Source organism: Kitasatospora sp. NPDC057512, from assembly GCF_042802135.1.
Lineage (GTDB): Bacteria > Actinomycetota > Actinomycetes > Streptomycetales > Streptomycetaceae > Kitasatospora.
On sequence record NZ_JBHVET010000020.1, the window covers coordinates 1 to 21572 of the forward strand.

At 75.0% G+C, this 21572-nt stretch carries 19 protein-coding genes; 12 read left to right on the forward strand and 7 right to left on the reverse strand.

Going from position 1 to position 21572, the window contains the following annotated elements; all coding sequences use genetic code 11:
* Window positions 1-159: 159 nt before the first annotated feature.
* From nuoK to htpX, 6 genes are all read left to right on the forward strand, one after another.
* Window positions 160-552 (forward strand): NADH-quinone oxidoreductase subunit NuoK, encoded by a 393-nt coding sequence (nuoK, locus tag ACFU6K_RS03005; RefSeq protein ID WP_380660537.1) that lies wholly within the window; start codon window positions 160-162, stop codon window positions 550-552.
* The gene (locus ACFU6K_RS03010) at window positions 549-2606 is read left to right on the forward strand and encodes an NADH-quinone oxidoreductase subunit L (RefSeq protein ID WP_380660538.1); all 2058 of its coding nucleotides are present in this window, start codon (window positions 549-551) and stop codon (window positions 2604-2606) included. Before nuoK ends, ACFU6K_RS03010 begins: the two co-directional genes overlap by 4 nt.
* Window positions 2607-2659: 53 nt before the next feature.
* A complete protein-coding gene (locus tag ACFU6K_RS03015) occupies window positions 2660-4216 on the forward strand; it encodes a NuoM family protein (protein WP_380660539.1) in 1557 nt (518 codons plus the stop codon).
* Window positions 4217-4272: 56 nt separating this feature from the next.
* Window positions 4273-5817, forward strand: a complete 1545-nt coding sequence (locus ACFU6K_RS03020) for an NADH-quinone oxidoreductase subunit N (protein WP_380660540.1) — start codon at window positions 4273-4275, stop codon at window positions 5815-5817.
* Between the two features lie 98 nt (window positions 5818-5915).
* Entirely contained in the window at window positions 5916-7124 is a 1209-nt protein-coding gene (locus ACFU6K_RS03025; protein ID WP_380660542.1) for an RNA-guided endonuclease InsQ/TnpB family protein, read from the forward strand.
* A 149-nt stretch (window positions 7125-7273) separates the two neighbouring features.
* Complete coding sequence (gene htpX / locus ACFU6K_RS03030) at window positions 7274-8137, forward strand: zinc metalloprotease HtpX (RefSeq protein WP_380660543.1); 864 nt, start codon at window positions 7274-7276, stop codon at window positions 8135-8137.
* Between the two features lie 22 nt (window positions 8138-8159).
* Here the strand turns inward: htpX and ACFU6K_RS03035 are convergent, their stop codons facing one another.
* Window positions 8160-9614, reverse strand: coding sequence for a PLP-dependent aminotransferase family protein (locus ACFU6K_RS03035; protein ID WP_380660544.1), 1455 nt, complete (start codon window positions 9612-9614; stop codon window positions 8160-8162).
* On the opposite strand from ACFU6K_RS03035, the gene ACFU6K_RS03040 reads away from it, so the two are divergent.
* The 3 genes from ACFU6K_RS03040 (at window position 9613) to ACFU6K_RS03050 (ending at window position 12174) form a co-directional block, all read left to right on the forward strand.
* Window positions 9613-10521 carry a DMT family transporter gene (locus ACFU6K_RS03040; RefSeq protein ID WP_380660545.1) on the forward strand — a complete coding sequence of 303 codons (909 nt, stop codon included), beginning with the start codon at window positions 9613-9615 and terminating at the stop codon, window positions 10519-10521. The genes ACFU6K_RS03035 and ACFU6K_RS03040 overlap by 2 nt on opposite strands.
* A gap of 261 nt (window positions 10522-10782) precedes the next feature.
* A complete protein-coding gene (locus ACFU6K_RS03045) occupies window positions 10783-11208 on the forward strand; it encodes a BlaI/MecI/CopY family transcriptional regulator (protein WP_380660546.1) in 426 nt (141 codons plus the stop codon).
* 3 nt (window positions 11209-11211) lie between these two features.
* The gene (locus tag ACFU6K_RS03050; protein WP_380660547.1) at window positions 11212-12174 is read left to right on the forward strand and encodes a M48 family metalloprotease; all 963 of its coding nucleotides are present in this window, start codon (window positions 11212-11214) and stop codon (window positions 12172-12174) included.
* A 132-nt stretch (window positions 12175-12306) separates the two neighbouring features.
* Here ACFU6K_RS03050 and ACFU6K_RS03055 read toward each other — a convergent pair whose 3' ends face one another.
* Window positions 12307-13002, reverse strand: coding sequence for an NAD(P)H-dependent oxidoreductase (locus ACFU6K_RS03055; RefSeq protein ID WP_380660548.1), 696 nt, complete (start codon window positions 13000-13002; stop codon window positions 12307-12309).
* 89 nt (window positions 13003-13091) lie between these two features.
* Here ACFU6K_RS03055 and ACFU6K_RS03060 point away from each other — a divergent pair, with 89 nt between their 5' ends.
* Window positions 13092-14009, forward strand: coding sequence for a sigma-70 family RNA polymerase sigma factor (locus ACFU6K_RS03060; protein WP_380660563.1), 918 nt, complete (start codon window positions 13092-13094; stop codon window positions 14007-14009).
* Between the two features lie 128 nt (window positions 14010-14137).
* Here ACFU6K_RS03060 and ACFU6K_RS03065 read toward each other — a convergent pair whose 3' ends face one another.
* Entirely contained in the window at window positions 14138-15142 is a 1005-nt protein-coding gene (locus ACFU6K_RS03065; RefSeq protein WP_380660549.1) for an NADP-dependent oxidoreductase, read from the reverse strand.
* Between the two features lie 148 nt (window positions 15143-15290).
* On the opposite strand from ACFU6K_RS03065, the gene ACFU6K_RS03070 reads away from it, so the two are divergent.
* A complete protein-coding gene (locus tag ACFU6K_RS03070; protein WP_380660550.1) occupies window positions 15291-16334 on the forward strand; it encodes a LysR family transcriptional regulator in 1044 nt (347 codons plus the stop codon).
* Here ACFU6K_RS03070 and mug read toward each other — a convergent pair.
* The 3 genes from mug to ACFU6K_RS03085 all read right to left on the reverse strand — a co-directional run bounded on the left by mug (window position 16274) and on the right by ACFU6K_RS03085 (window position 19210).
* Window positions 16274-16816, reverse strand: a complete 543-nt coding sequence (mug, locus tag ACFU6K_RS03075) for a G/U mismatch-specific DNA glycosylase (RefSeq protein WP_380660564.1) — start codon at window positions 16814-16816, stop codon at window positions 16274-16276. The genes ACFU6K_RS03070 and mug overlap by 61 nt on opposite strands.
* 14 nt (window positions 16817-16830) lie before the next feature.
* Complete coding sequence (locus ACFU6K_RS03080) at window positions 16831-17961, reverse strand: phosphatase PAP2 family protein (RefSeq protein ID WP_380660551.1); 1131 nt, start codon at window positions 17959-17961, stop codon at window positions 16831-16833.
* A gap of 169 nt (window positions 17962-18130) precedes the next feature.
* Window positions 18131-19210: a M24 family metallopeptidase gene (locus ACFU6K_RS03085; protein WP_380660565.1), complete on the reverse strand. Its 1080-nt coding sequence runs from the start codon at window positions 19208-19210 to the stop codon at window positions 18131-18133.
* A gap of 708 nt (window positions 19211-19918) precedes the next feature.
* Between ACFU6K_RS03085 and ACFU6K_RS03090 the strand changes: the two genes are divergently transcribed.
* Window positions 19919-20413, forward strand: a complete 495-nt coding sequence (locus tag ACFU6K_RS03090) for a hypothetical protein (protein WP_380660552.1) — start codon at window positions 19919-19921, stop codon at window positions 20411-20413.
* A gap of 551 nt (window positions 20414-20964) precedes the next feature.
* Here the strand turns inward: ACFU6K_RS03090 and ACFU6K_RS03095 are convergent.
* Window positions 20965-21558 carry a hypothetical protein gene (locus tag ACFU6K_RS03095; RefSeq protein WP_380660553.1) on the reverse strand — a complete coding sequence of 198 codons (594 nt, stop codon included), beginning with the start codon at window positions 21556-21558 and terminating at the stop codon, window positions 20965-20967.
* Window positions 21559-21572: the final 14 nt, after the last annotated feature.

Below are 21572 nucleotides of genomic sequence, written 5' to 3' on the forward strand. Positions count from 1 at the left end.
GCCCCGGGCGGGCCGGCTGCGGGCCGGGCGGCCGGTCGGGTCCAACCGGACGGTCGCCGCGAACGCGGCCGCCGGCCCGACGGCGGGCGCCCCCGCTGCCTCGCCCGCGTTGTCCGCGCCTGCGGCGCCGTCCGAGCCGTCCGCGCCGGAGGAGAGCTGATGCACCTCGCCTACCCCGCCGTCCTCGCCGCGCTGCTGTTCAGCGTCGGCGTGTACGGCGTGCTCGCCCGGCGCAACGCCGTCCTGGTGCTGATGTCCGTCGAGCTGATGCTCAACGCCGTCAACCTCAACCTGGTCGCCTTCGACGCGTGGCTGCGGGACTCGCTGCACGCCGGGCAGGCGCTCACCCTGTTCACCATCACCGTCGCCGCCGCCGAGGTCGGGCTGGGGCTCGCCATCGTCCTGCTGCTGTTCCGGGCCCGGGGCACCGCGGACATCGACCGGGCCACCGCGCTCGGCGACCCGGGCGAGGCGCTCGCCGTCGAGGAGACGCCGGTCGGCGCCGGGACGCCGACCGGAGCCGAGGCACTGAAGGGCCAGGCCACCGCATGAACCTCGCCCTGCCCGTACTCGTCCCCGCGCTGCCCGCGCTCGGCGCCGCCGCGACCCTGGCCGTCGGCAGGAAGGCACCCGGGCTGGCCCGGCCGCTGGCGATCGTCCCGGTCGCCGTCGCCGCGGTGCTCGCCCTGGTGGTCGCCCTCCAGCTCGGCACCGGCCGGACCCTGGACGCCGGCACCCGGCTCACCCCGACCGGCGGCCCGGACATCACGCTCGGCCTCCACCTGGACGGCTTCAGCTCGCTGATCTCCGTGCTGGTCGGCCTGGTCGCCACCTGCGTCCAGGTCTACTCGACCGCGTACCTCAAGGAGGACCCGCGCTACCCCTCGTACGCGGCGCTGGTCTCGCTGTTCACCGCGGCGATGTTCCTGGTGGTCTACTCGGGCGACCTGATCGTGCTGCTGGTCGGCTGGGAGGTCATGGGCCTGTGCTCGTACTTCCTGATCGGCCACCACTGGGAGACCGCGGACGCCCGCTCGGCCTCGCTGAAGGCCTTCCTGGTCACCAAGCTCGGTGACGTGCCGTTCCTGTTCGGGATCTTCCTGCTCGGCGCGGACGCCGGCAGCTTCCGCGTCCCGGACGTGCTGGCGGCCGCGACGGAGGGCCGGCTCGGGCACCCGACGCTGACCGCGCTGCTGCTGCTCGCCGGCGTGGCCGGCAAGAGCGCCCAGTTCCCGCTGCACACCTGGCTCCCGGACGCGATGGCCGGCCCGACCCCGGTGTCCGCGCTGATCCACGCCGCCACCATGGTCGCGGCCGGCATCTACCTGGTCGCCCGGCTGCTGCCGGTGTTCCTGCTGTCGGGCGCGGCGCTGGTCGTGCTCGCGGTGATGGCCGCCGTGACGATGATCGGCTCGGCGCTCTGCGCGCTCGCCCAGGACGACCTCAAACGGGTGCTCGCCTACTCCACCGTCGGCCAGCTCGGCTACATGGCCGGCGCGCTGGCCAGCGGCGACCGCGAGGCCTCGGTCTTCCACCTGGTCAGCCACGGCGCGTTCAAGGCGCTGCTGTTCCTGGCCGCCGGTGTGGTGATCCACGCCGCGCACACCAACTCGATCTCCGCGATGTCCCGCATGCCGGGCCTGCGCAAGCGGGTGCCGGACGCCTACTGGACGATGGGCATCGCGCTCGTCGCCCTGGTCGGGCTGCCGCCGTTCTCCGGCTTCTTCAGCAAGGAGGCGGTGCTGACCGCCGCCGAGCACGCCGCCAACGGCGAGGCGCTGACCAACGGCCTCGGCCCGGCCTCGGCGGTGCCGCAGGCGGCCGGGTGGATCGTGCTGATCTCCGCCGGGCTCACCGCGCTGCTCACCGCCGCGTACGCGACCAGGCTCTTCCTGCTGGCGTTCCACAGCCCGGCCGGGGCCGCCGTGCCGAAGGCCGGGGCGGTTGCAGCCCCGGTGCCGGCACCGGCCGACCACGAGGCCGGCGCGCCGTACTCGCCCGAGCCCGACGAGGCCGACCCGGCCACCGCCGAGCCGCCCGCGATGCGCTGGCCGCTGTGGGTGCTGGCCGTGCCGACCATGGGCTTCGGCATCGTCGGCCTGCGCTCGGACTGGCTGCCCGCGCTCCTGGACGGCGGCTCGCTGCGGCCCTCCGCGGTCACCGCCGTCACCGGGACCGGGCTCGCCGCGGTCGGCGTGATCGCCGCGTACGGCGCCTGGCGCTCGGCGACCGCCCGACTGGGCACCGGCCGCCCGGCCCCGGCCGGAGGCTGGGGGAGGGTGCCCGAGCAGGGCGGAGCCCCGGCCGCCGAGGTGATCGTCGCCGACCCCGGGCGCACCCTGCTCGGCCCGCTGTTCGGCCCGGCCCGGCACGGCTTCGGCGTCGACCGGCTCTACCACGCGCTGTTCGTCCGCCCGGTGGGCGCCGCCGCCAGGCTGGTCCGCTTCCTCGACCGTGAGGTCGTCGAGACCTACGTGCGCGGCAGCGGAGCGGGCGCCAACCTGCTCGGCCGGGCCGTCCGGCTCGCGCAGACCGGCAACGCGCAGACGTACCTCAGCGCCCTGCTGGCCGGCGTCGTCCTGCTGGCCGTCCTGGTGGCGGTGTAGCCGGTGCTGCTGTCCTCGACCTCCGTCCTCTCGACCGCTGCTGGGAGCCCCCGATGAACGCAGTCCTCATCGCCCTCCTGCTGCTGCCGCTGCTCGGTGCCGCACTCACCCTGGCGCCGGTGTTCGGGCCGGACCGGGCCGTGGCCGACCGGCGGGCACTGCGGCTGAACACCGTCGTCACCGGCGCGGTGCTCCTGCTCGCCGTCGCCCTCGCGGCCGGCTTCGACCACGACGAACCCGCCCGGATGCAGGCCACCACCGACGTGTCCTGGATCCCGGCCCTGCACGTGCGCCTCCACCTCGGCGTGGACGGCGTCTCGCTGCCGCTGATCGTGCTGACCGCGCTGCTCACCTTCCTCTGCGCGCTGTACTCGGAGAAGCGGCTGCCGGACGGGGACACCGTGCCCTCGGCGCAGGCCTTCGTCGGGCTGTTCCTCCTGCTCGAAGTCGGCATGCTCGCCACCTTCGCCGTCCTGGACCTCCTGCTCTTCTTCCTGGCCTTCGAGATCGTGCTGATCCCGATGTACTTCCTGATCGCCCGCTGGGGGAGCGGCGCGAAGGTGCCGTCCGCCAACCGCTTCATCCTCTACACGCTGCTCGGCTCGGCCGTGATGCTGCTCGGCTTCCTGCTGATCGGCAGCAAGGCCGGCACCTTCGACATGCAGGCCCTGGCCGCCGCGCACGGCAGCGGCCTGAGCCACACCACCCAGGTGATCGCCGCGCTGGCGATCCTGGTCGGCCTCGCGGTCAAGGCCCCCGCCTGGCCGCTGCACAGCTGGCTCCCCGACGCGCACACCGCCGCCCCGACGGTGGGCTCGGTGCTGCTCGCCGGCGTGCTGCTGAAGATGGGCACCTACGGCCTGGTCCGCGTCCTCCTCCCGGTCGTGCCCGACGGCGCCGCCACCCTGGCCCCCTACCTGGGAGCCTTCGCGGCCGTCGGCATCGTCTACGGCTCACTGGCCTGCCTGGCACTGGCCCGCCCCGGCGCCAAGGGCGACCTCAAGCGCCTGATCGCGTACTCCTCCGTCGGCCACATGGGCTTCGTGCTGCTCGGCATCGCCTCCCTCACCCCGGTGGGCGTCAACGGCGCGCTGTTCGCCAACATCGCCCACGGCCTGATCACCGGTCTGCTGTTCTTCGTCGTCGGCGCGCTCAAGGACCGCTACGGCACCGCCGACCTCGACACCCTGGCCGGCACCACCGGCGCCGCCCTGTACGGCCGGGCCCCGCGGCTCGGCGTGCTGCTCGCCTTCGCCGCCGTCGCCAGCCTCGGGCTGCCCGGCCTGGCCGGCTTCTGGGGCGAGCTGCTCGCCATGTTCGGCGCGTTCGACCCGGCCGACGGCCTGTCGCGCCCCGCGTTCGTCACCTACATGGTCCTGGCCGGCCTCGGCACCCTCCTCACCGCCGCGTACCTCCTGATCGTGGTCAAGCGCGTCTGCATGGGCGACCCCGAGCAGCCCGCCCCGGTCGCCGAGCTCGCCGACCTGCGCCCGTACGAGGCCGTCAGCTGGACGCCGCTGGCCGCGCTCACCCTGCTCGCCGGACTCTGGCCCGCGCTGCTGCTCGGCCTCTCCGACCCAGCCGTCAAGCACCTCCTCGGGGGTGGCTGACCGTGCTCGCAGCCCAGACCGCCGCACTCGGACCTCACTCCACGGGGCAGCACACTGTGACCTCCCTCGCCGTAGCCAACCCGGGCAGCCTGATCCAGTCCGTGGACTGGGTGGCGATCGCGCCCCCGCTGATCGCCGCCGTGGCCGCCCTCGCCGTGCTGCTCACGGACCTGTTCCTGCCCGAGCGGCACAAGAAGTGGCTCGGCCGCCTCACCGCGGCCGGACTCGCCCTCGCCCTCATCGCGCTCCTTCCCCTCACCGGATCGTCACCCCGCGCCACCTTCTGCGTACAGAACGTAGCAGGGGGGTCTGACAACGGCGGCTGCTCGTACGTCGCCGACCACTTCGCCCTGGTGTTCCAGCTGCTCGCCCTCGGCGGCGCGCTGATCGCGGCGCTGCTGTCGGCGCACACCGTGGAGGACGAGAAGCTGCCGCGCGGCGAGTACTGGTTCCTGCTGCTCTCCAGCGCCACCGGCGCCGCCCTGCTGCCCGCCTCCCGGGACCTCGCCACCATGGTGATCGCCCTGGAGGTCGCCTCGCTGCCCGCCTTCGCCCTGGTCGCGCTGCGCCGGGACGGCCGGGGCGCCGAGGCCGCGTTCAAGTTCTTCGTCTCCTCGGTGACCGCGACCGCCGTGATGCTGCTCGGCGTCGGCTTCGTCTACGCGGCGAGCGGCAGCCTGCACCTCGGTGCCGTCGCCCAGGGCCTGGAGCACGCCCCCGGACAGCTCAGGCCGCTGGCCGAGGCGGGCGCGGTGCTGACCCTGGTCGGCTTCGCCTTCAAGGTCGCCGCCGTCCCGTTCCACTTCTGGGTGCCCGACACCTACACCGGCGCCCCGCTGCCGGTGGCCGGCTACCTCTCGGTGGTCGGCAAGGCGGCCGGCCTGTCCGGGCTCGCGCTCGCCACCACCGTCGCCTTCCGCCCGTACGCCCACACCTGGGGCCTGGTGCTCGCGGTGCTGGCCGCCGTCACCATGACCGTCGGCAACGTCGGCGCGCTGCGACAGCGCTTCGACACCCGCTACAGCGCGGTGCGACTGCTCGCCTGGTCCTCGGTCGGCCAGGCCGGGTACCTGCTGGTGCCGCTCGCCGCGGCCGGCTACGCGCCCACCGGCGTCGACCCGCTCGGCGCCACCGCCGCGTACGCCCTGATCTACGGCGTGGTGAACCTCGGCGCCTTCGGGGTGGTCGCCGCCGTCGGCCGCCGGGCCGGGACGAGCGTGGACGACTTCCGCGGCCTGTTCGCCCGCAACCGCTGGACGGCGCTGGCGCTCGCCTTCTTCCTGCTCTGCCTGGCCGGGCTGCCGCCGGGCGTGGTCGGCCTGTTCGGCAAGGTCGTGGTGTTCCGCGCGGCGGTCGACGCCGGGCTGGGCTGGCTGGCCGTGGTGATGGCCGTCAACGTGGTCGTCGCCCTGTACTACTACCTGCTCTGGACGGCCCGGCTGTTCGCCCCCGCGGGCGACGCGCCCCTCGGCGAGCCCGCCGCCGGGCACCGCCTGCCGCTGAGCCTCACCGCGACGCTGGGGCTCACCGCCTCGGCCGCCGTGGTCCTCTCGGTGGCCCCGCAGCTGGTCCTCCAGGTGGCGGGCGGCTCGCTGTTCTGAGCCGTGGCGTCTGGTCGAGAGCCCTGATGTCAGTGGGGACCCGTAGCTTGGTACGCGCCCTGTGATCCGTGTCTCACGTGCGACGGGATGCTGCTGTGATGGCCACTCCTGCACTGCCGGAGGGTGCCGGTCCTGCCCGGTACACCTACCGTCTCCGCGTGTCCTCCGCGGCGCTCGCTCTGCTTGAGGCCGAATGGTCCCGGTGCCGTTGGGTGTGGAACGAATGTGTCGCCCGCTCCCGCAAGGCGCACCGCGAGAAGGACCCCGAGGGGTGTGGGCCGGCCCGCCTGGACAGGATGCTGACCGAAGCCCGCGCCGGTGTGGTGTGGCTGCGGGAGGGGGCGTCGGTACCACAGCAACAGACCGTGCGGGACTTCGCCAGGTCTCGCGCGAAGGCGCTGAAAGACATCAAGGCCGGGCTGCCGGTTCGGCAGCGTGCCGGGTTGCCGAAACCGAAGAAGAAGCACGAGGCGCTGCCGTCGCTCAACTACACCGTGCGCGGCTTTCGCCTGAAGGAAGGCCGTTTGTGCCTCGCGGGCGGAATCGTGCTGACCGTGGTGTGGTCGCGTGAACTGGCCGATCGCCCGTCGAGCGTGCGCGTCCACCGCGACAGCCTCGGGCATTGGTATGCCTCCTTCGTCATTCCCTCGCGCCCGGAGCCGCTGCCGGCGACCGGTCGCGTGATCGGCATCGACTGGGGGGTGAGAGACATCGCGACGACCACGAGCGACGACCACGACCTTCCCCATTCCGGGTACGGCAGGAAGGCCGCGAGAGACCTGGCCGGATACCAGCGCCGCATGGCCCGCCGAAAGCCGGGGAAGGGCCAGGCACCGTCCAAGGGGTACCGAAACGCGAAGCGGCAGGCGGCGAGGCTGCACAAGAAGGTTGCCCGGCAGCGGCAGGACACCGCCCGCAAGTGGGCCAAATCGGTCGTCCGGGACCACGACGAGATCGCGGTCGAGGATTTCCGGAGCACGTTCCTCGCCGGCTCCACCCTGGCGAGGAAGGCCGCTGACGCCGCCATCGGCGCAACAAAAGCAGCCCTGATCGAGATGAGCCGGAAGCACGTACGAACCGTGCACCTGATCCATCCCGCGCACACCACGATGGACTGCGCGCACTGCGGAGCGAGAGCCAAGCACGCATTGCCGCTGGGGTTGCGCACGTACTCGTGCACCGCATGCGGGACCTCGTCGCCACGCGACAAGAACTCCGCCCGCGTGATGCTCGTCCGGGCAGGTCTGGCCCCGGCTGGTGTCGACGGCGTAGGACCCGGCTGCTCGCAGCGCAGCCGGGCTGCCTGAGTCAGGAATCACACGGTGAGGAGCCGGAACCTTCGGGCTCCGACCGGGTGAGCAGTCAAAAGGGAACAAGGTCCCCGGCCCCGCCCGTTGACCGGGCAAGAGGGACGAGGCAGAAAGGGCTTCCCCACCGCACCATTGGAGGGCCTGACGTGCACAGCCGGCACAACGGACTGAGGACCGCCGTCCTGCTCGGAGGCCTCTCGGCGCTGATCCTGGTGATCGGCGGCCTCTTCGGCCGCACCGGCTTCGTGATCGCCCTGCTGGTCGCCCTCGGGACCAACGCCTACGCCTACTGGAACAGCGACAAGATCGCGCTGCGGGCCATGCGGGCCCGGCCGGTCAGCGAGTTCGAGGCGCCCGGGCTGTACCGGATCGTCCGTGAGCTCTCCACCTCCGCCCGCCAGCCGATGCCCCGCCTCTACATCTCCCCGACCCCGGCCCCGAACGCCTTCGCCACCGGCCGCAACCCGCGCAACGCGGCGGTCTGCTGCACCGAGGGCATCCTGGGGATCCTGGACGAACGCGAGCTGCGGGGCGTGCTCGGGCACGAGCTGAGCCACGTCTACAACCGGGACATCCTGATCTCCTCGGTGGCCGGGGCGCTCGCCTCGGTGGTGATGTTCCTGGTGAACTTCGCCTGGCTGGTGCCGTTCGGGCGCAGCGACGACGACGACGGCCCGGGGCTGTTCGGGATGCTCGCCATCATGATCCTCGGCCCGCTGGCGGCCGGGTTGATCCAGATGGCGGTCAGCCGTTCCCGCGAGTACCAGGCCGACGCCGACGGCGCCCGGATCACCGGTGACCCGCTCGCCCTCGCGAACGCCCTGCGCAAGCTCGACGCGGGCACCCGTCAGCTGCCCCTGCCGCCCGAGCCGCAGCTCCAGACCGCGAGCCACATGATGATCGCCAGCCCGTTCCGGCCCGGCGAGGCCGGTGCACGGCTCTTCTCGACCCACCCGCCGATGGCCGAGCGGATCGCCCGCCTGGAGCGGATGGCGGGCGGCCGGGCGTAGCGGCGCCCGTACGGGCCGGGCGTCAGTCCGCGAGTTCCTCGTACGCGAGCCGCAGGCGGTGGACGCCCTCGGCGACCTGGGCGGGGCTCTCGGCGGCGGCGTAGCTGAGGCGGAGGTGGGGGGCCGGGGGCTCGGCGGGGTGGTACGGGCGGCCGGGGGAGAGCTGGACGCCGGCGCGCAGGGCGGCCCTGGCGAGGGTGGTGTCGTCGACGCCGTCGGGGAAGCGCAGCCACAGGTGGTAGCCGCCGGGGCGGTGGGTGCCGACGACGCCGGGCAGCTCGCGGTGCAGGGCGGCGACGGCGGCGGTGCGGCGGTCGCGCAGTTCGGCGCCGAGGGTGCGCAGGTGGCGGGCCCAGGCGGGGTCGGAGACCAGTTCCAGGGTGGCCTCCTGGAGCGGCCGGGGCACGAAGAAGCTGTCCACCACCTGGGTGGCCCGCAGCCGGGCCAGTGCCGGGCCGCGCGCGGTGAGGGCGCCGACCCGCAGGTTGGGGGAGGCCGCCTTGGTGAGCGAGCGCAGGTGCACCACGACCCCGTCCCGGTCGTCGGCGGCGAGCGGGCGCGGCAGCGCGGGGGCGTCCGCGTGGACCAGCAGCCGGGCGAAGTCGTCCTCGACCACGAAGGCCCCGGCCGCCCGGGAGATCCGCAGCACCTCCTCCCGCCGTGCGGGCGACAGCACCGCGCCGGTGGGGTTCTGGAACAGCGGCTGGCAGAGGAAGACCCGGGCCCGGGTGGCCGCGAAGGCCTCCGCCAGCAGGTCGGTGCGCACGCCGTCGGCGTCGACCGGTACGGGGACGGGCCGCAGCCCGGCCGCCCGGACGACCGCCAGGATGCCCGAGTACGTCGGCGACTCCACCAGCACCGGCGAGCCGGGCGCGGCGAGCGCCCGCATGGCGACGGTCAGCCCGCTCTGCCCGCCGGCGGTGATCAGGACGTCCCCGGCGCCGATCGGCCCGCCGTGGCCGCCGATGTCGCGGGCGAACCAGCCGCGCAGTTCGGTCAGCCCGTCGGTGGGCGGGCGGTCCCAGGCGCCCGGCCGCCGGCCGGCCCGGGCGAGGACGGCGGCGAGCAGCCGTTCGGGCAGCAGCGAGGCGTGCGGGTAGCCGCTGTTGAGGTCGATGACGTCGGGCGGGGGCACCCGGAGGGTGTCGAACACCGGGGCGGCGAGCAGGTCGCGCGGGCCGGAGTCGGCGCTGAGCGCGATCTCCTGCCAGGAGAGGTCGCCGGTACGGCCGGCCGGCGGGGCGGGGACGGCCGGGGCCGCGGCGAAGGCGGCCGCCCGGAACACCCCGGCGCCTGGCCGGGAGACCACGAGCCCCTCGGCGACGAGCACCGCGATGGCCCGGGAGACCGTCACCGGGCTGACCTGGTGGCGCTCCACCAGCGCCCGGCTGGCGGGAAGCTTCCGGCCCTCCGGGTAGCGCTCCACTTCCCGCCGCAGGATGTCGGCGAGTTCGGTCACGCTGCTACGCTCGTTCATGACGGCACAAGATAGCGCTATCCGCCCGAACGCGATAGCACCTCGCCAGGCCCCCGCCTCCGGCACCGCCCTCGCGGCCCTCGGGGTGGCCTCCTTCTCGCTCACCTTCCCCGCCACCGCGTGGGCCCTGACCGGCTTCGGCCCGTGGACCGCGACCGGTCTGCGCGGCGTCCTGGCGGCCCTGCTGGCCGTGCTCTACCTGGCGGCCGTCCGCGCCCGGCTGCCGCGGCGGGGGCAGTGGCCCGGGCTGCTGGTGGTCTCGGCCGGCTGCGTCCTCGGCTTCCCGCTGCTCACCACGCTCGCCCTGCGCACCTCCTCGACCGCCCACTCGGCGGTGGTCATCGGCGTGCTGCCGCTGGCCACGGCGGTGGTCTCGGCGCTGCGCACCGGCCGCCGGCCGTCCGGGGCGTTCTGGGCGGCGGCGATCGCCGGGGCCGCGGCCGTGCTCGCCTTCACCCTGGTCCAGAGCCACGGCCGGCCGACCGCCGCCGACCTCTACCTCTTCGTGGCGGTGCTGCTCTGCGCCGCCGGGTACGCCGAGGGCGGGCGGCTCTCCCGGGACCTGCCGGGCGGGCAGGTGATCGCCTGGGCGGTGCTGGTCGCGCTGCCCGCGACGCTGCTGACCGCCGTGCTCGGGCTGGGCGCCGAGCCGGTCCGGCTCGGGGCGAAGGCGCTGGCCGGGCTGGCGTACACGGCGGCGGTCTCGCAGCTCGGCGGGCTCGTGCTCTGGTACCGGGGGATGGCCGCGATCGGGGTGCCGAGGGCCAGTCAGCTCCAGCTCGCGCAGCCGCTGCTGACGCTGGTCTGGTCGGTGCTGCTGCTCGGCGAGCACCTGCCGGCCGCGGCGCCGGTCACCGCGGTGGTGGTGCTGGTCTGCATCGCGGTGACCCAGCGGGCCCGGAGCTGACCCGGTGGGCCTGGGGCTGAGCCGGTGGGCCCGGAGCTGACCCGGCGGGCCTGGGGCTGACCCAGCGGGCCCGGAGCCGACCCGGTGGGCGGACCGGCCGCGGGTGCGCCCGACCGGGAGGCGCCCGCCCCGGAGCCGCCGCGGGGTCGGCGCCGTACGCCCCCGAACCCTTGCTCCGACCGGATCGGCGCGGCCCCGCGCTCGTTAGGATGAACCCGCGCCCGCCGGTCCGGGCGCGGCATCCGGAGGGAGTGGGCCGTCATGGCAGACCAGAGGCACGCCCCGACGGCCGGGGACGCGCCGCCCCGACGACGAGGCCAGGGCGAGCTGGAGGCGCAGGTGCTCGCGGTGCTCCAGCAGGCGCCCGGCCCGGCCGCCGCGGGGTGGGTCCAGGAACGCCTGGAGGGCGACCTGGCGTACACCACGGTGATGACCATCCTGTCCCGGCTGCACGCCAAGAACGCCGTGACCCGGACCCGCTCCGGCCGTTCCTACCTGTGGCAGGCCTCCGCGGACGCCGCCGGGCTGGCCGCGCTGCGGATGCGCCGGATGCTCGACGGGGAGGCCGACCGGGACGCGGTCCTGGCCAGCTTCGTCAGCGCGCTGCTGCCGCACGACGAGGAGCTGCTGCGGGCGCTGCTGGACGCCGCGTCCGCCGATCCGGCGGCGCCCGACCGTGAGAGCTGACCCGTGGGCTTCTTCGTCTTCCTCCCGCTCGTCCTGCCGCTCACCGCGGTCCCGATCGCGCGCCTGACCGAGCAGCACCTGCATCCGCGCGGCGCCGCCCGGCTGATGACCGTGATCAGCGCGGTGATGGCGGTGTGCAGCGTGCTCTGCCTCGGACTGATCGGCGTGGTGGGCACCGCGCAGATCCCCGGCAACCCGCTGCCGGACAGCTGGTCCGACCCGGAGGTGCGGGCCGCGCTGCCGTACCACGAGACGGTCGGCACGGCCGCGATGTGGCTGCTGGCCCTGGTGGTCCTGGCCTGCGCCCGGACGGTCGTCCGGCACCTGCGGGTGCGGAACCGGGCCCGTCGGGCGCTGAGCGGGCTGCCCGCCGGGCCGGGCGGGTCCGGCGACCTCGCGGTGCTGCCGGACCGGAGTCCGTACGCCTACGCGCTGCCCGGCTCGCCCGGCCGGGTGGTGGTCTCCACCGGGATGCTGGCCGGCCTGGCCGCCGACGAGCGCGAGGCGCTGCTCGCGCACGAGCGGGCGCACCTGCGCCACCGGCACCACCGGTACCTGCTGACCACCCAGCTCGCCGCCTGCGTCAACCCGTTCCTGCGGCCGCTGCAGCACGCGGTGGCGTACAGCGCGGAGCGGTGGGCGGACGAGGAGTCGGCGCAGGCCGTGGGGGACCGCCGGATCACCGCGCGGGCGGTGGCCCGGGCGGCGCTGGTCTCGCACGCCGCCCCGGCCCCCGGTTTCGCGGCCTTCGCCACCCCGGCCGCGACGGCCGCCGCCGGCCCGGTGCCGCGCCGGGTCGCCGCGCTGCTCGGCCCGGTGCCGACCTCCCGCAACTGGCCGCCGGCCAAGACCCCGGCGGGCCTGGCGGCGATGGTCGCGGCGATCGGTACGGCGGTGTCGGCGCTGTGCGCGCTCAACGCGGCCGTGGCCCTGCTGGTGGTGCTCAAGGCCGTCACCCCGCTGTAGCGGCTGCCGGGGCGTACGTGCCCGGGCGTTCATGCCTGGGCGTCGCGGCCCGGGCGTACGTGCCCGGCCGTACGAGCCTGGGCGTCGCGGCCCGGCCGTACGAGCCTGGGTGTCGCGGCCCGGGCGTACGGCTCAGAGCGTCGCGGCCAGCTCGTCGAGGGCGGCCTCGGCCGCCGCCAGCGACTCGGCGGCGAGCGGCTGGAGGGCGTTCAGCGCCGGGATGTCCGCGGCCCTGGTGAGCTCGGCGGTGACCACGTGCAGGTGCTCCGGCGCGATCCCGATCCGGTCGAAGTACGCCCGCAGGTACGGGACCTGGAAGTCGCAGTGGGCGCGCGGGGTGCCCGGCGCGTAGCCGCCGCCGCGGACGGCGACGACCACCACCCGGGTGTCGCGCAGCAGCGGCTCGCCGGTCTCCGGGTCGTGGTGGACGCCGGGGAAGGTGACCCGGTCGATCCACGCCTTGAGGCCGGCCGAGACGGTGTAGTTGTACATCGGGCTGCCGACCAGCAGGGTGTCGGCGGCCCGCAGCTCCTCGATCAGCGGGCGGCTGAGCGCCCACTCGTGCGCCTCGTCCGGTCCTTCGGAGAGGCGGCCGATGTCGTCCAGCGGGAGTATCCCCTTGCGCTCGGTGCGGCGGCCGAGGGCGTCGTAGGCGGCGCGCACCGGGGGGACCGGGTCGGCGGCGAGGTCGCGGTACCGGCACCGGTGCTGTCCGGCGGTGCCGTGCCGGGCGTGCCAGGCGTCGGCGAAGCGGGCGGTCAGGGCGCGGCTGACCGAGCCGGACGGGCTGATGCTGGAGTCCAGGTGGAGCAGCGTGGTGGAGGTCATGGTGGTCTCCCGGTCACCTCGGAGGGGGACGGATCGTCATAGCGGTGACGGGCCGCGCCGAGGAAAGGTGACCGATGGACCGGGACGCGATGTCGGGAGCGGCGGCCGGGGCGGCAGCGGCTCCGGGGTGGCGGGCCGAGGCGCCGGAGGAGCGCTTCGAGGCCGAGCGCGGCCGGCTGCGGGCGATCGCCCAGCGGATGCTCGGCTCGACCGGTGAGGCCGAGGACGCCGTGCAGGAGGCCTGGCTGCGGCTGGTCCGCACCGGCCCCGCGGAGATCGACAACCTGCCCGGCTGGCTGACCACGGTGGTCTCCCGGATCTGCCTGGACCTGCTGCGGGCCCGCGCCGCGCGCCGCGAGGAGCCGGCCGACGAGGCGCTGCCGGAGGCGGCGGGCGGCGGCCCGGAGCCGGAGCGGGAGGCGCTGCTGGTCGAGTCGGTGGGCCGGGCACTGCTCGTGGTGCTGGACCGGCTGGGCCCGGCCGAGCGGGTCGCCTTCGTGCTGCACGACGGCTTCGCGGTGCCCTTCGACCAGATCGCGCCGATCGTCGGGCGGACCCCGGTGGCCGCGAAGAAGCTGGCCAGCCGGGCCCGGCAGCGGGTCCGCGGGACGGCGGCGCTGCCCCCGGAGCCGCTGGCCGGGCACCGGCGGGTGGTGGAGGCCTTCCTGGCCGCCGCCCGGGGCGGGGACCTGGCCGACCTGCTGGCCGTCCTGGCGCCGGACGTGGTGCGCCGGGCCGATCCCGCGGCGCTGCCACCGGGCCGGGCCCTGGTGGCCCGGGGCGCGACGGCCGTCGCCCGGGAGACCACGGTGTTCGGCCGCCGGGCCCGCTACGGTGCGGTGGCCCTGGTGGACGGGGTGCCCGGGATCCTGATCGCCCCGGACGGGCGGCTGCGGCTGGTGCTGCGGATGGCGGTCGCGGACGGCCTGGTGGCCGGCTACGAGGTGGTGGCCGACCCGGCCCGGCTCGCCGCGCTCGACCTGGCCGTGCTGCCGTGGCCCGGGTGAGTGCCGCCGTGGCCCGGGTGAGCGCCGCCGGGGCGGAGGCACGCGGTGGTCCGTCGTGGCGGGGGCACGGGGTGGCCGGTCGTGGCGGGGGCATGGGGTGGCCGGTCGCGGCGGGGGCGGCGGAGTCGTCAGTCGGCGATCCGGACCAGCATCTTGCCGGTGTTCTCGCCGCGCAGCATGCCGAGGAAGGCGTCCACCACCCGGTCGAAGCCGTCCACGACGGTCTCGTCCGGGACGACGGCGCCCGAGCGCAGGTGCGGGACGAGGAAGTCGTACAGCTCCGGCCGGGCGTCGAGGTGGTCGCGGACCAGGAAGCCCTCCAGCCGCAGGCTCTTCCCGACCACGTCGAACAGGTTGCGCGGCGCGGCCGGCGGGTTCCCGAGCCGGTTGTACTGGGCGACCGCGCCGCACCAGGCGATCCGGCCGCGCTCGCGCAGGGCGCCGATGGCGGCCTCCAGGTGGTCGCCGCCGACGTTGTCCAGGTAGACGTGCAGCCCCTCCGGAGCGGCCTCGCGCAGCCGGTCCGCGATCGGGCCGTCGTGGTAGTCGAAGGCGGCGTCGAAGCCGAGCCGCTCGGTGAGGCGGGCGGCCTTGGCGGCGGAGCCGGTGCTGCCGACGATCCGTCCGGCGCCGAGCAGGCGGGCGAGCTGTCCGGTGGCGGTGCCGACGCCGCCCGCGGCCGCCGAGACGAAGAGCGTCTCGCCGGGCTGGAGCCGGGCGATCCTGGTCAGCGCGACCCAGGCGGACAGGCCGGTGCCGCCGAGCACCGACAGGTGGGCGCTGAGCGGGACGCCGGCGAGGTCGGGGAGCAGGCTCGCCCGTTCGGCGGTGACCACCGAGAGGGTGCGCCAGGCCTGGCGGTGCTGGACCAGCGCCCCGACCGGCAGGGCGTCGGCCCGGGACTCCACCACCCGGCCGAGGGTGCGGCCCTCCAGCGGGGCGTGCAGCGCCCAGCCGCCCTCCTCCATCTCCTCGCGCATGTACGGGTCGACGGACTGGTAGAGGTTCTCGACGAGGGCCTCGCCCGCCGCGAGGGCCGGGACGGTCTCGTCGACGAAGGCGAAGTCCGCGGCGGTCGGCGCGCCGTCGGGGCGGGCGACCAGGTGGACGGCGCGGGCGGTGGGACGGGACATCGGGGCTGCTCCAGGTGCGCGGGGGGCGGGCGGGACGTGATCACCGTAGGAAGCCCGGGAGCGGTCGGGCAGGGGTGGCGGTCGATGGAACGGGCCCGTCCATGAGCGGGATCGATGGATCGCGGGCCCACGGACTAGATTCGGGCGCATGACCGATCTCGCCCCGCACGAGCTGCGGACCCTGGTCGCCGTCGAGGAGGAGCGGAGCTTCACGGCGGCCGCCGCACGCCTGGGCACCACCCAGTCCGCCGTCTCGCACGCCGTCCGCGCCTGCGAGCGGAAGCTGGGCACGGTGCTCTTCGACCGCGGGCGCCACGGCGCACGCCCCACCGAGGGCGGCGCGCGGGCGGTGGCGTACGCCCGCCGGATCCTGCGGCTGCTGGACGCGATGGGCCCCGAGGTGCGTGGCGCGGGAGCCGACGGGCCGCTGACCGGCACCCTGCGGATCGCCGCCTTCCGCAGCGCCGCCGCCCACCTGCTGCCGCCCGTCCTGGCCCGGCTCGCCGAGCGCCACCCCGGGCTCGGCACCCGCGTCCGGATCGTCCGGGAACTCGGCCGGGGCAGCGCCGGGGAGGTCGCCGACGGGCGCGCCGACCTCGGGCTGGCGACGCTCGACGCGGGCGGCCCGCCGCCCGTCCCGGGCCTGGTCGCGGTGCGACTGTACGAGGAGTCGTACGCGCTCGCGCACCCGCAGGGCCACCCGGCGCCGCGCGAGCTCCCGTTGGTCGACTGGGACGAGAACTGCGGCTCGTACACCCGGGACTGGTGGCAGCGGCAGGACTGGATCCCGCCCGCGACCGTGGACGTGGAGGACGACACGGTGGCCGTCTCGCTGGTCGCCCAGGGCCTCGGCATGGCGATCATGCCCCGGACCACCCTGCTCGGCGCCCCGCCCGGCCTCGCCGTCACCGACCTCGGGCCGCGGCCGCCCAGCCGCTCCGTCGGGTACGTCACCACGCCCGAGCTGGCCGGGACGCCCGCCGTCCGGGCGCTGATCCGCGAACTGCGCGAACTGCCGCTGCCGGCCGGGCTGGTGGCGGCCCGGCCCTCGGCGGCAGGGTCGGCCGCGACGGCTACCCGGACCCCGGTGACGGCCCCGGCCCCGGCGGCCGCTCAGTCCCCGACGGCCTCTCAGCCCCCGACGGCCTCCCGGAGCCTGCGGAACTCCTCGGCCAGCCCGTCCAGGGTGTAGTGGGCGTTGAGGCCACTGGGGTTCGGCAGCACCCACACCTCGGTGTCGCCGATGCCCTCCGGCTGCCGCCCGAGCGGGGCCCGGCGCTGCCCGAAGGCCGTCCGGTAGGCGCCGATGCCGAGCACGGCCAGGACGCGCGGGCGCAGCCGCAGCACCCGCTCGCGCAGCGCGGCGCCGCCCTCGCGCAGCTCCTCGGCGGTCAGCTCGTCCGCCTTGGCGGTGGCGCGCGGGGCGACGTTGGTGATGCCCAGCCCGAGCGCGAGCAACTCCCGCTGCTCGTCCGGGCGGTACTGGCGCCCGGTGAAGCCGGAGCGGTGCAGGGCGGGCCAGAAGCGGTTGCCCGGGCGGGCGAAGTGGTGGCCGGTGGCACCGGACCACAGGCCCGGGTTGATGCCGCAGAACAGCACCCGCAGCCCGGGTCCGGAGACGTCCGGGATGGTGCTGTCCTTGGCGGCCAGCAGCTGCTCGGCGGTGGGCTTCATCGGTGCGCTCGGATTCACCCGGCCAAGTCTGCCGTGCCCTTGGCGGGGGCCTCCGTCCGGGCCGTGCCCTTGGCCGGGGCCTTGGTCGCGTCCTCGGCCGTTGCCTCCGTACGGACCGGGGCCTGGGCGGCGCCCTCGGCCGTGGCCTCCGGACGGACCGCGACCGGGGCCGAAGCCCTGGTCGCCAGGCGGTCGCGCAGCCGGCGCAGGCCGAACACCACCGCGGCCGCGTACGCCCAGCCGACGAAGACGTCGATGATGAAGTGCTCCGCGCCGTACACCAGGGTGAAGGTCATCGCGAGCGGGTAGGCGACCAGCACCGCCCGCAGCCAGCGCTTGGCGGTGGGCCAGAAGAAGAACAGCAGCATCGCCGGGTAGGCGGAGTGCAGCGAGGGCATCGCGGCGACGTCGTTGGCGAACTGACTGCCGTTCTCCAGCAGCGAGTCGGCCTGCGGCAGCCCGCTCACCGAGATCACCTCCCAGACCACCCGGGACAGGTGCGGCAGGTTGCCCTCCTGGGCGACCAGCCACGGCGGGTCGGCCGGGTAGAGGAGGTAGGTGGCGAAGCCCGCGAAGGTGAGCGTCAGGTAGGCGGCGAGCAGCTGGCGGAAGCGGTGGTGGGCGCGCCGCCAGAGCACCGCGAGCAGCAGGAAGACGACGAAGAAGTGCGAGAGGTAGACGGCCACCGCGGCGTAGTCGTACCAGTGCGGCGAGCCGGCGGTGTAGAGGGCGTGCTGGAGCCGGACGGTCCAGGTCTCGCCGAAGCCGAGCACCTCGTCGAAGCGCAGCTGCGGCAGCCAGTGCGGGGCCCACGGGGTGTGCGCGCCGTAGCCGCGCAGCAGCGAGTACGTCCACACCACGGCCATCACCGGGACCCAGTCGCGCAGGACCAGGAGGAAGCCGCGGGGGCCGTGCCCGCTGTGCACGGCGCCGGTCAGCAGGGCGGCGATCAGCCAGAGGAACAGCACGTCGTTGGCCGCGGGGATGCCCTCGGTGCGCAGGAACCAGAGGAGGCACGTCAGATAGAGCGGCCAGGCCAGCCACCGGAGTCTCGACCAGCCCGTCACGCGGGGGCGGGGCGGAGGCACCGGGCGCGGCTGCCCGGCCCGCACGTCGTGCGGGGCCGGGGAGAGGGTCTTGGTCATGCGCACTGAAACTAGCAACCCAAACTTGGAGGTCTCTGGGTGAAATATGACCGGATCGTAAGAACGTCCGACCCGGTCGTCACCCGGTTCGACACACGGTCAGGCGCCGGAAGGCGCCTTCGGGCACCTGCGGACACCGTCGGACGCCTTCCGGCACCGTCGGGCGGCCTCAGGCCACGATGCCCAGCTCGTGCGGGGTGTTGTTGAAGCGGCGGCCGCCGGCCGGGGTGACGGTGACGATGTCCTCGATCCGCACCCCGAACCGGCCGGGCAGGTAGATCCCGGGCTCGATGGAGAAGCACATGCCGGGCACCAGCGGCCGCTCCTCGCCCTCGACCAGGTACGGAGGTTCGTGCGTGGTGGTGCCGATGCCGTGGCCGGTGCGGTGGATGAAGTACTCGCCGTACCCGCCCTCGGTGATCACCCGGCGGGCGATCCGGTCGATCTCCTGGCAGCCGACGCCGGGCCGGACCGCCTCGAAGGCGGCCTGCTGGGCCCGCCGGACCAGCTCGTGCACCGTCCGCACCTCGTCCGGGACGTCCGGGCCGACGTGCACGGTCCGGGTGGTGTCGGAGCCGTAGCCGTCCTTGAGACCGCCGAAGTCCAGCACCACCGTGTCACCCGTACGGATGACCCGCTCACCGGCCTCGTGGTGCGGGTCGGCGCCGTTCGGACCGGAGCCGACCACGGTGAAGTCGACCTGGCTGTGCCCGTACTGGATGAGCAGCGCGCCGAGGTCGGCGGCCACGTCGGCCTCCCGGCGGCCGGCGAAGGCGACCTCCAGGATGCCCCGGTAGGCGGCGTCCGCCGCGCCGCCGGCCGAGGCCAGCCGCTCCAGCTCCTCGGTGTCCTTGACGGCGCGCAGCATCGGCAGGCTGTCGGTGAGCGAGGTGAAGGAGACGCCGGGCAGCGCGGCCTGGAAGCCGAGCAGGTGCAGGGCCCAGGTGTTGTCGGAGACGCCGTACCGTCCGGCCGGGTCGAGCAGCGGGCCGGCGGTGGCGAACGGGTCCTCGCCGTCGGACCAGTCGAGCAGCCGGACGGCCGGGGCGCCGACCGCCTTCTCGGCGTCCGGACGCTCCAACTTGGGCACCACCAGGGTGGGTTCGCGTCCGGCCGCGAGCACGAGGGCGGTCAGCCGCTCGGTGATCGCGGTGGGCGAGTAGCCGCAGAGGTAGGCCAGGTCGGGGCCGGGGGCGACGACCAGGCCGGTCAACCCGGCGGCGGTCGCCTCGGCGGTGGCACGGGCCATCCGGGCGGTGTGGTCCTGGACGGTGAAGGGGCGGGGCACGGCGGTTCCTCCTCTGGGGCCGGACGGGCTCTGCTGAGCCTCCGTCGCGTCAACTCCATCACTTCCGGGAGGAGTTGGTGAAGCCCTCGGGGGAGCCCCGGCGGGCCGGCGCGGAGGCGGCGGTTCCGCCGCTCCCTGGCGGGGGACGCCGCGGCCCCGGTCGGCGGCCGGTCCTGCCGTTGTGATCGATCCTGCCGGTACTGCCGTTGCGATCGGTTCGGTCGGTCCTGCCGGCGGCCGGAGCGCGAGCGCCGGGACGAGGCCGAGCAGGGCGCGGGCCGGCCCGCGGAGCCCCGGCCCGCGGAGCGCCCGGGCCGGGGCGGCGGTGGCCGTCCGGTTCGGCGGGGGTCTGTCCGGCGCATGCATGCGGTCCTCCTCCGTACGGCCCCGGCCGGGAGCGCCCGACGCACGGGAGTCGGGGGAGGGGCCGGGGAGAGAGGCCGTACCCGGCCAGTCCACCGGGGCGCCGCGACCGCCGCATGCCGCAGGCGCCCGAGCGGGTGACCGGCGACAGGACCGGAGGGGCCGCGGCCGACGGCGCGAGCGGAGCCCCGTGGACCGGCCGCGGCCCGCTCCGCGGGCCCCCGCATCCTGCTCTACGGTCTCCGACCGGGCACGGAATCATAAATTCCGGGCCGACTGTCGGTGCGGTGGGACACCATGTCCGCCATGTCCTACGAACTCCAGGCGCTGATAGGAACACGGGAGCTTCTGACGGTGGCGGCCGCGGAGGTTCCGGCGGCCCGGGTGGTGCCCTTGGCGCAGGGGCTGGCGCTGATCCCGGTCACCCCCGCCGTCCTCGCCGCGCTCCAGGGGGACGGCGGCGTGCGCAAGCCCCGCGGCGGGGCCGGATTCGGCTGGCACTCGGACGGCTTCGAACTCCGGCTGGCCGCCTGGTCGAAGGCCGGCCCGATCGCCTGCGTCGAGGCCGAGTACTTCGGCGGCAGCGGCACCCAGCGCGCCGCCGTCTGGGCGGACGGCGCGGTCGCCCTCGGCCCGCTCACCATCGGCGAGTTCGAGCCCGCCCCGGTCGACGGCACCCCGATCTCCCACGCCCTGCGACGGATCGGCGCGCGCACCGAGGAGGGCCGGGCGGACGAGTTCGAGTCGGTCGGCCTGGGCCGGCACCGCAGCACCGGCGGCTGGGCGGAGTCGGCCGGCTGACCCGGCCCCCGCACCCCACCGCCCGTCGGCCCCGCCGCCCGCCCCGGCCCGCCGACGCGAACGGCCCGCCGACGCGAACGGCCCCGCCCCCGAAGCGGGGAGCAGGGCCGCGCCGTCGTCCGTCGAACCGGCCGACCGGAGGGTCAGCGGTAGTTCACGTACTGCACGAGCACCGCCCTGACCTGCTGTTTCTTGCCGATCACGGCGCTGACCTGGGAAAACTCTTGCCGGGAGTTTTCACTGGTCGGCACCGTTTTCCGCCCCCATGTGCCCTGGATGTGCCCTGCGTAGCGTCTGGCGGAAAGCGCCTGTCAGGGGCTTTGGGGCTCGTCCCGGTGGGGCGCCAGGTAGCCGATGCCAGCGTCAGCGATCCAGTCGGCGGTGACGCTGTCCAGCTCCCAGGGGGATCTCAGGAGCGTCGCGCGAAGGGTGTGACGTTCCTGCAGGGCTGGCGGCTCCGGGAGCAGTCGCTCGCGCCACGCGCCGTCCGGGCCCCAGTGGCGATCCGCAGGGTCGTCGAGTACGGCCATGAAGTGGTGCACTCGTGCAGGTCAGGCCGGATGCCCCCACCAGTGGTTGCCGGCCAACGCGCCGTGGGTGGCGGTGTAGAGCAGGCCGTAGCGGACGCCCCGGACTTCCATCTGGCCGACGAACGCGCCGAGGCTTCGGTCGGCGTGCTCCACATACTCCTCAAGGTCTTCGGGCCTTCCTGCCAGTTCGCCGAGCGTCGTACCGGTCGGAAGTTTCCGCTTCGGGTTCGTCAGCCAACGGAAGATCCGGTAGGCCACGGTGTTGGCGTCCTCCGCCGTGAGTTCAGCCAAACCGTCGTTGGTGCTCGCGACCACACGGAGTTCCCGGGTCCACCGCCGGAGCCTCTGCCGTACGCCATGGGTCGTGTGACTGTTGATCCGGAGCATGTCGCCGTCCGACAGACGTCCCTCGGCGTGCCAGTTCTCGATGCAGCTGTTGCGCCAGGAACTGCCCGTAATGCCGATCGCGACGACGTTGAGCACGGTGGCCAGATCGGCCGCATCGATCCCGGCCTTCTCCTTCAGCATCTCCTCGAAGAGGTCTTCGGTCATCATGGCCCGTACCGCGTCTATTCGCTGTTGGGTCTCTGAGGTCGTGCTGGTCTCCTCGCTCATGGGCTCCCTTTCGC

Coding starts and splice junctions, on each gene's coding strand:
- nuoK (WP_380660537.1), top strand. CDS start 160: ATGCACCTCGCCTACCCCGCCGTCCTCGCCGCGCTGCTGTTCAGCGTC.
- ACFU6K_RS03010 (WP_380660538.1), top strand. CDS start 549: ATGAACCTCGCCCTGCCCGTACTCGTCCCCGCGCTGCCCGCGCTCGGC.
- ACFU6K_RS03015 (WP_380660539.1), top strand. CDS start 2,660: ATGAACGCAGTCCTCATCGCCCTCCTGCTGCTGCCGCTGCTCGGTGCC.
- ACFU6K_RS03025 (WP_380660542.1), top strand. CDS start 5,916: ATGGCCACTCCTGCACTGCCGGAGGGTGCCGGTCCTGCCCGGTACACC.
- ACFU6K_RS03040 (WP_380660545.1), top strand. CDS start 9,613: ATGACGGCACAAGATAGCGCTATCCGCCCGAACGCGATAGCACCTCGC.
- ACFU6K_RS03035 (WP_380660544.1), bottom strand. CDS start 9,614: ATGAACGAGCGTAGCAGCGTGACCGAACTCGCCGACATCCTGCGGCGG.
- ACFU6K_RS03045 (WP_380660546.1), top strand. CDS start 10,783: ATGGCAGACCAGAGGCACGCCCCGACGGCCGGGGACGCGCCGCCCCGA.
- ACFU6K_RS03055 (WP_380660548.1), bottom strand. CDS start 13,002: ATGACCTCCACCACGCTGCTCCACCTGGACTCCAGCATCAGCCCGTCC.
- ACFU6K_RS03060 (WP_380660563.1), top strand. CDS start 13,092: ATGTCGGGAGCGGCGGCCGGGGCGGCAGCGGCTCCGGGGTGGCGGGCC.
- ACFU6K_RS03065 (WP_380660549.1), bottom strand. CDS start 15,142: ATGTCCCGTCCCACCGCCCGCGCCGTCCACCTGGTCGCCCGCCCCGAC.
- ACFU6K_RS03070 (WP_380660550.1), top strand. CDS start 15,291: ATGACCGATCTCGCCCCGCACGAGCTGCGGACCCTGGTCGCCGTCGAG.
- mug (WP_380660564.1), bottom strand. CDS start 16,816: ATGAAGCCCACCGCCGAGCAGCTGCTGGCCGCCAAGGACAGCACCATC.
- ACFU6K_RS03080 (WP_380660551.1), bottom strand. CDS start 17,961: ATGACCAAGACCCTCTCCCCGGCCCCGCACGACGTGCGGGCCGGGCAG.
- ACFU6K_RS03085 (WP_380660565.1), bottom strand. CDS start 19,210: ATGGCCCGTGCCACCGCCGAGGCGACCGCCGCCGGGTTGACCGGCCTG.
- ACFU6K_RS03090 (WP_380660552.1), top strand. CDS start 19,919: ATGTCCTACGAACTCCAGGCGCTGATAGGAACACGGGAGCTTCTGACG.
- ACFU6K_RS03095 (WP_380660553.1), bottom strand. CDS start 21,558: ATGAGCGAGGAGACCAGCACGACCTCAGAGACCCAACAGCGAATAGAC.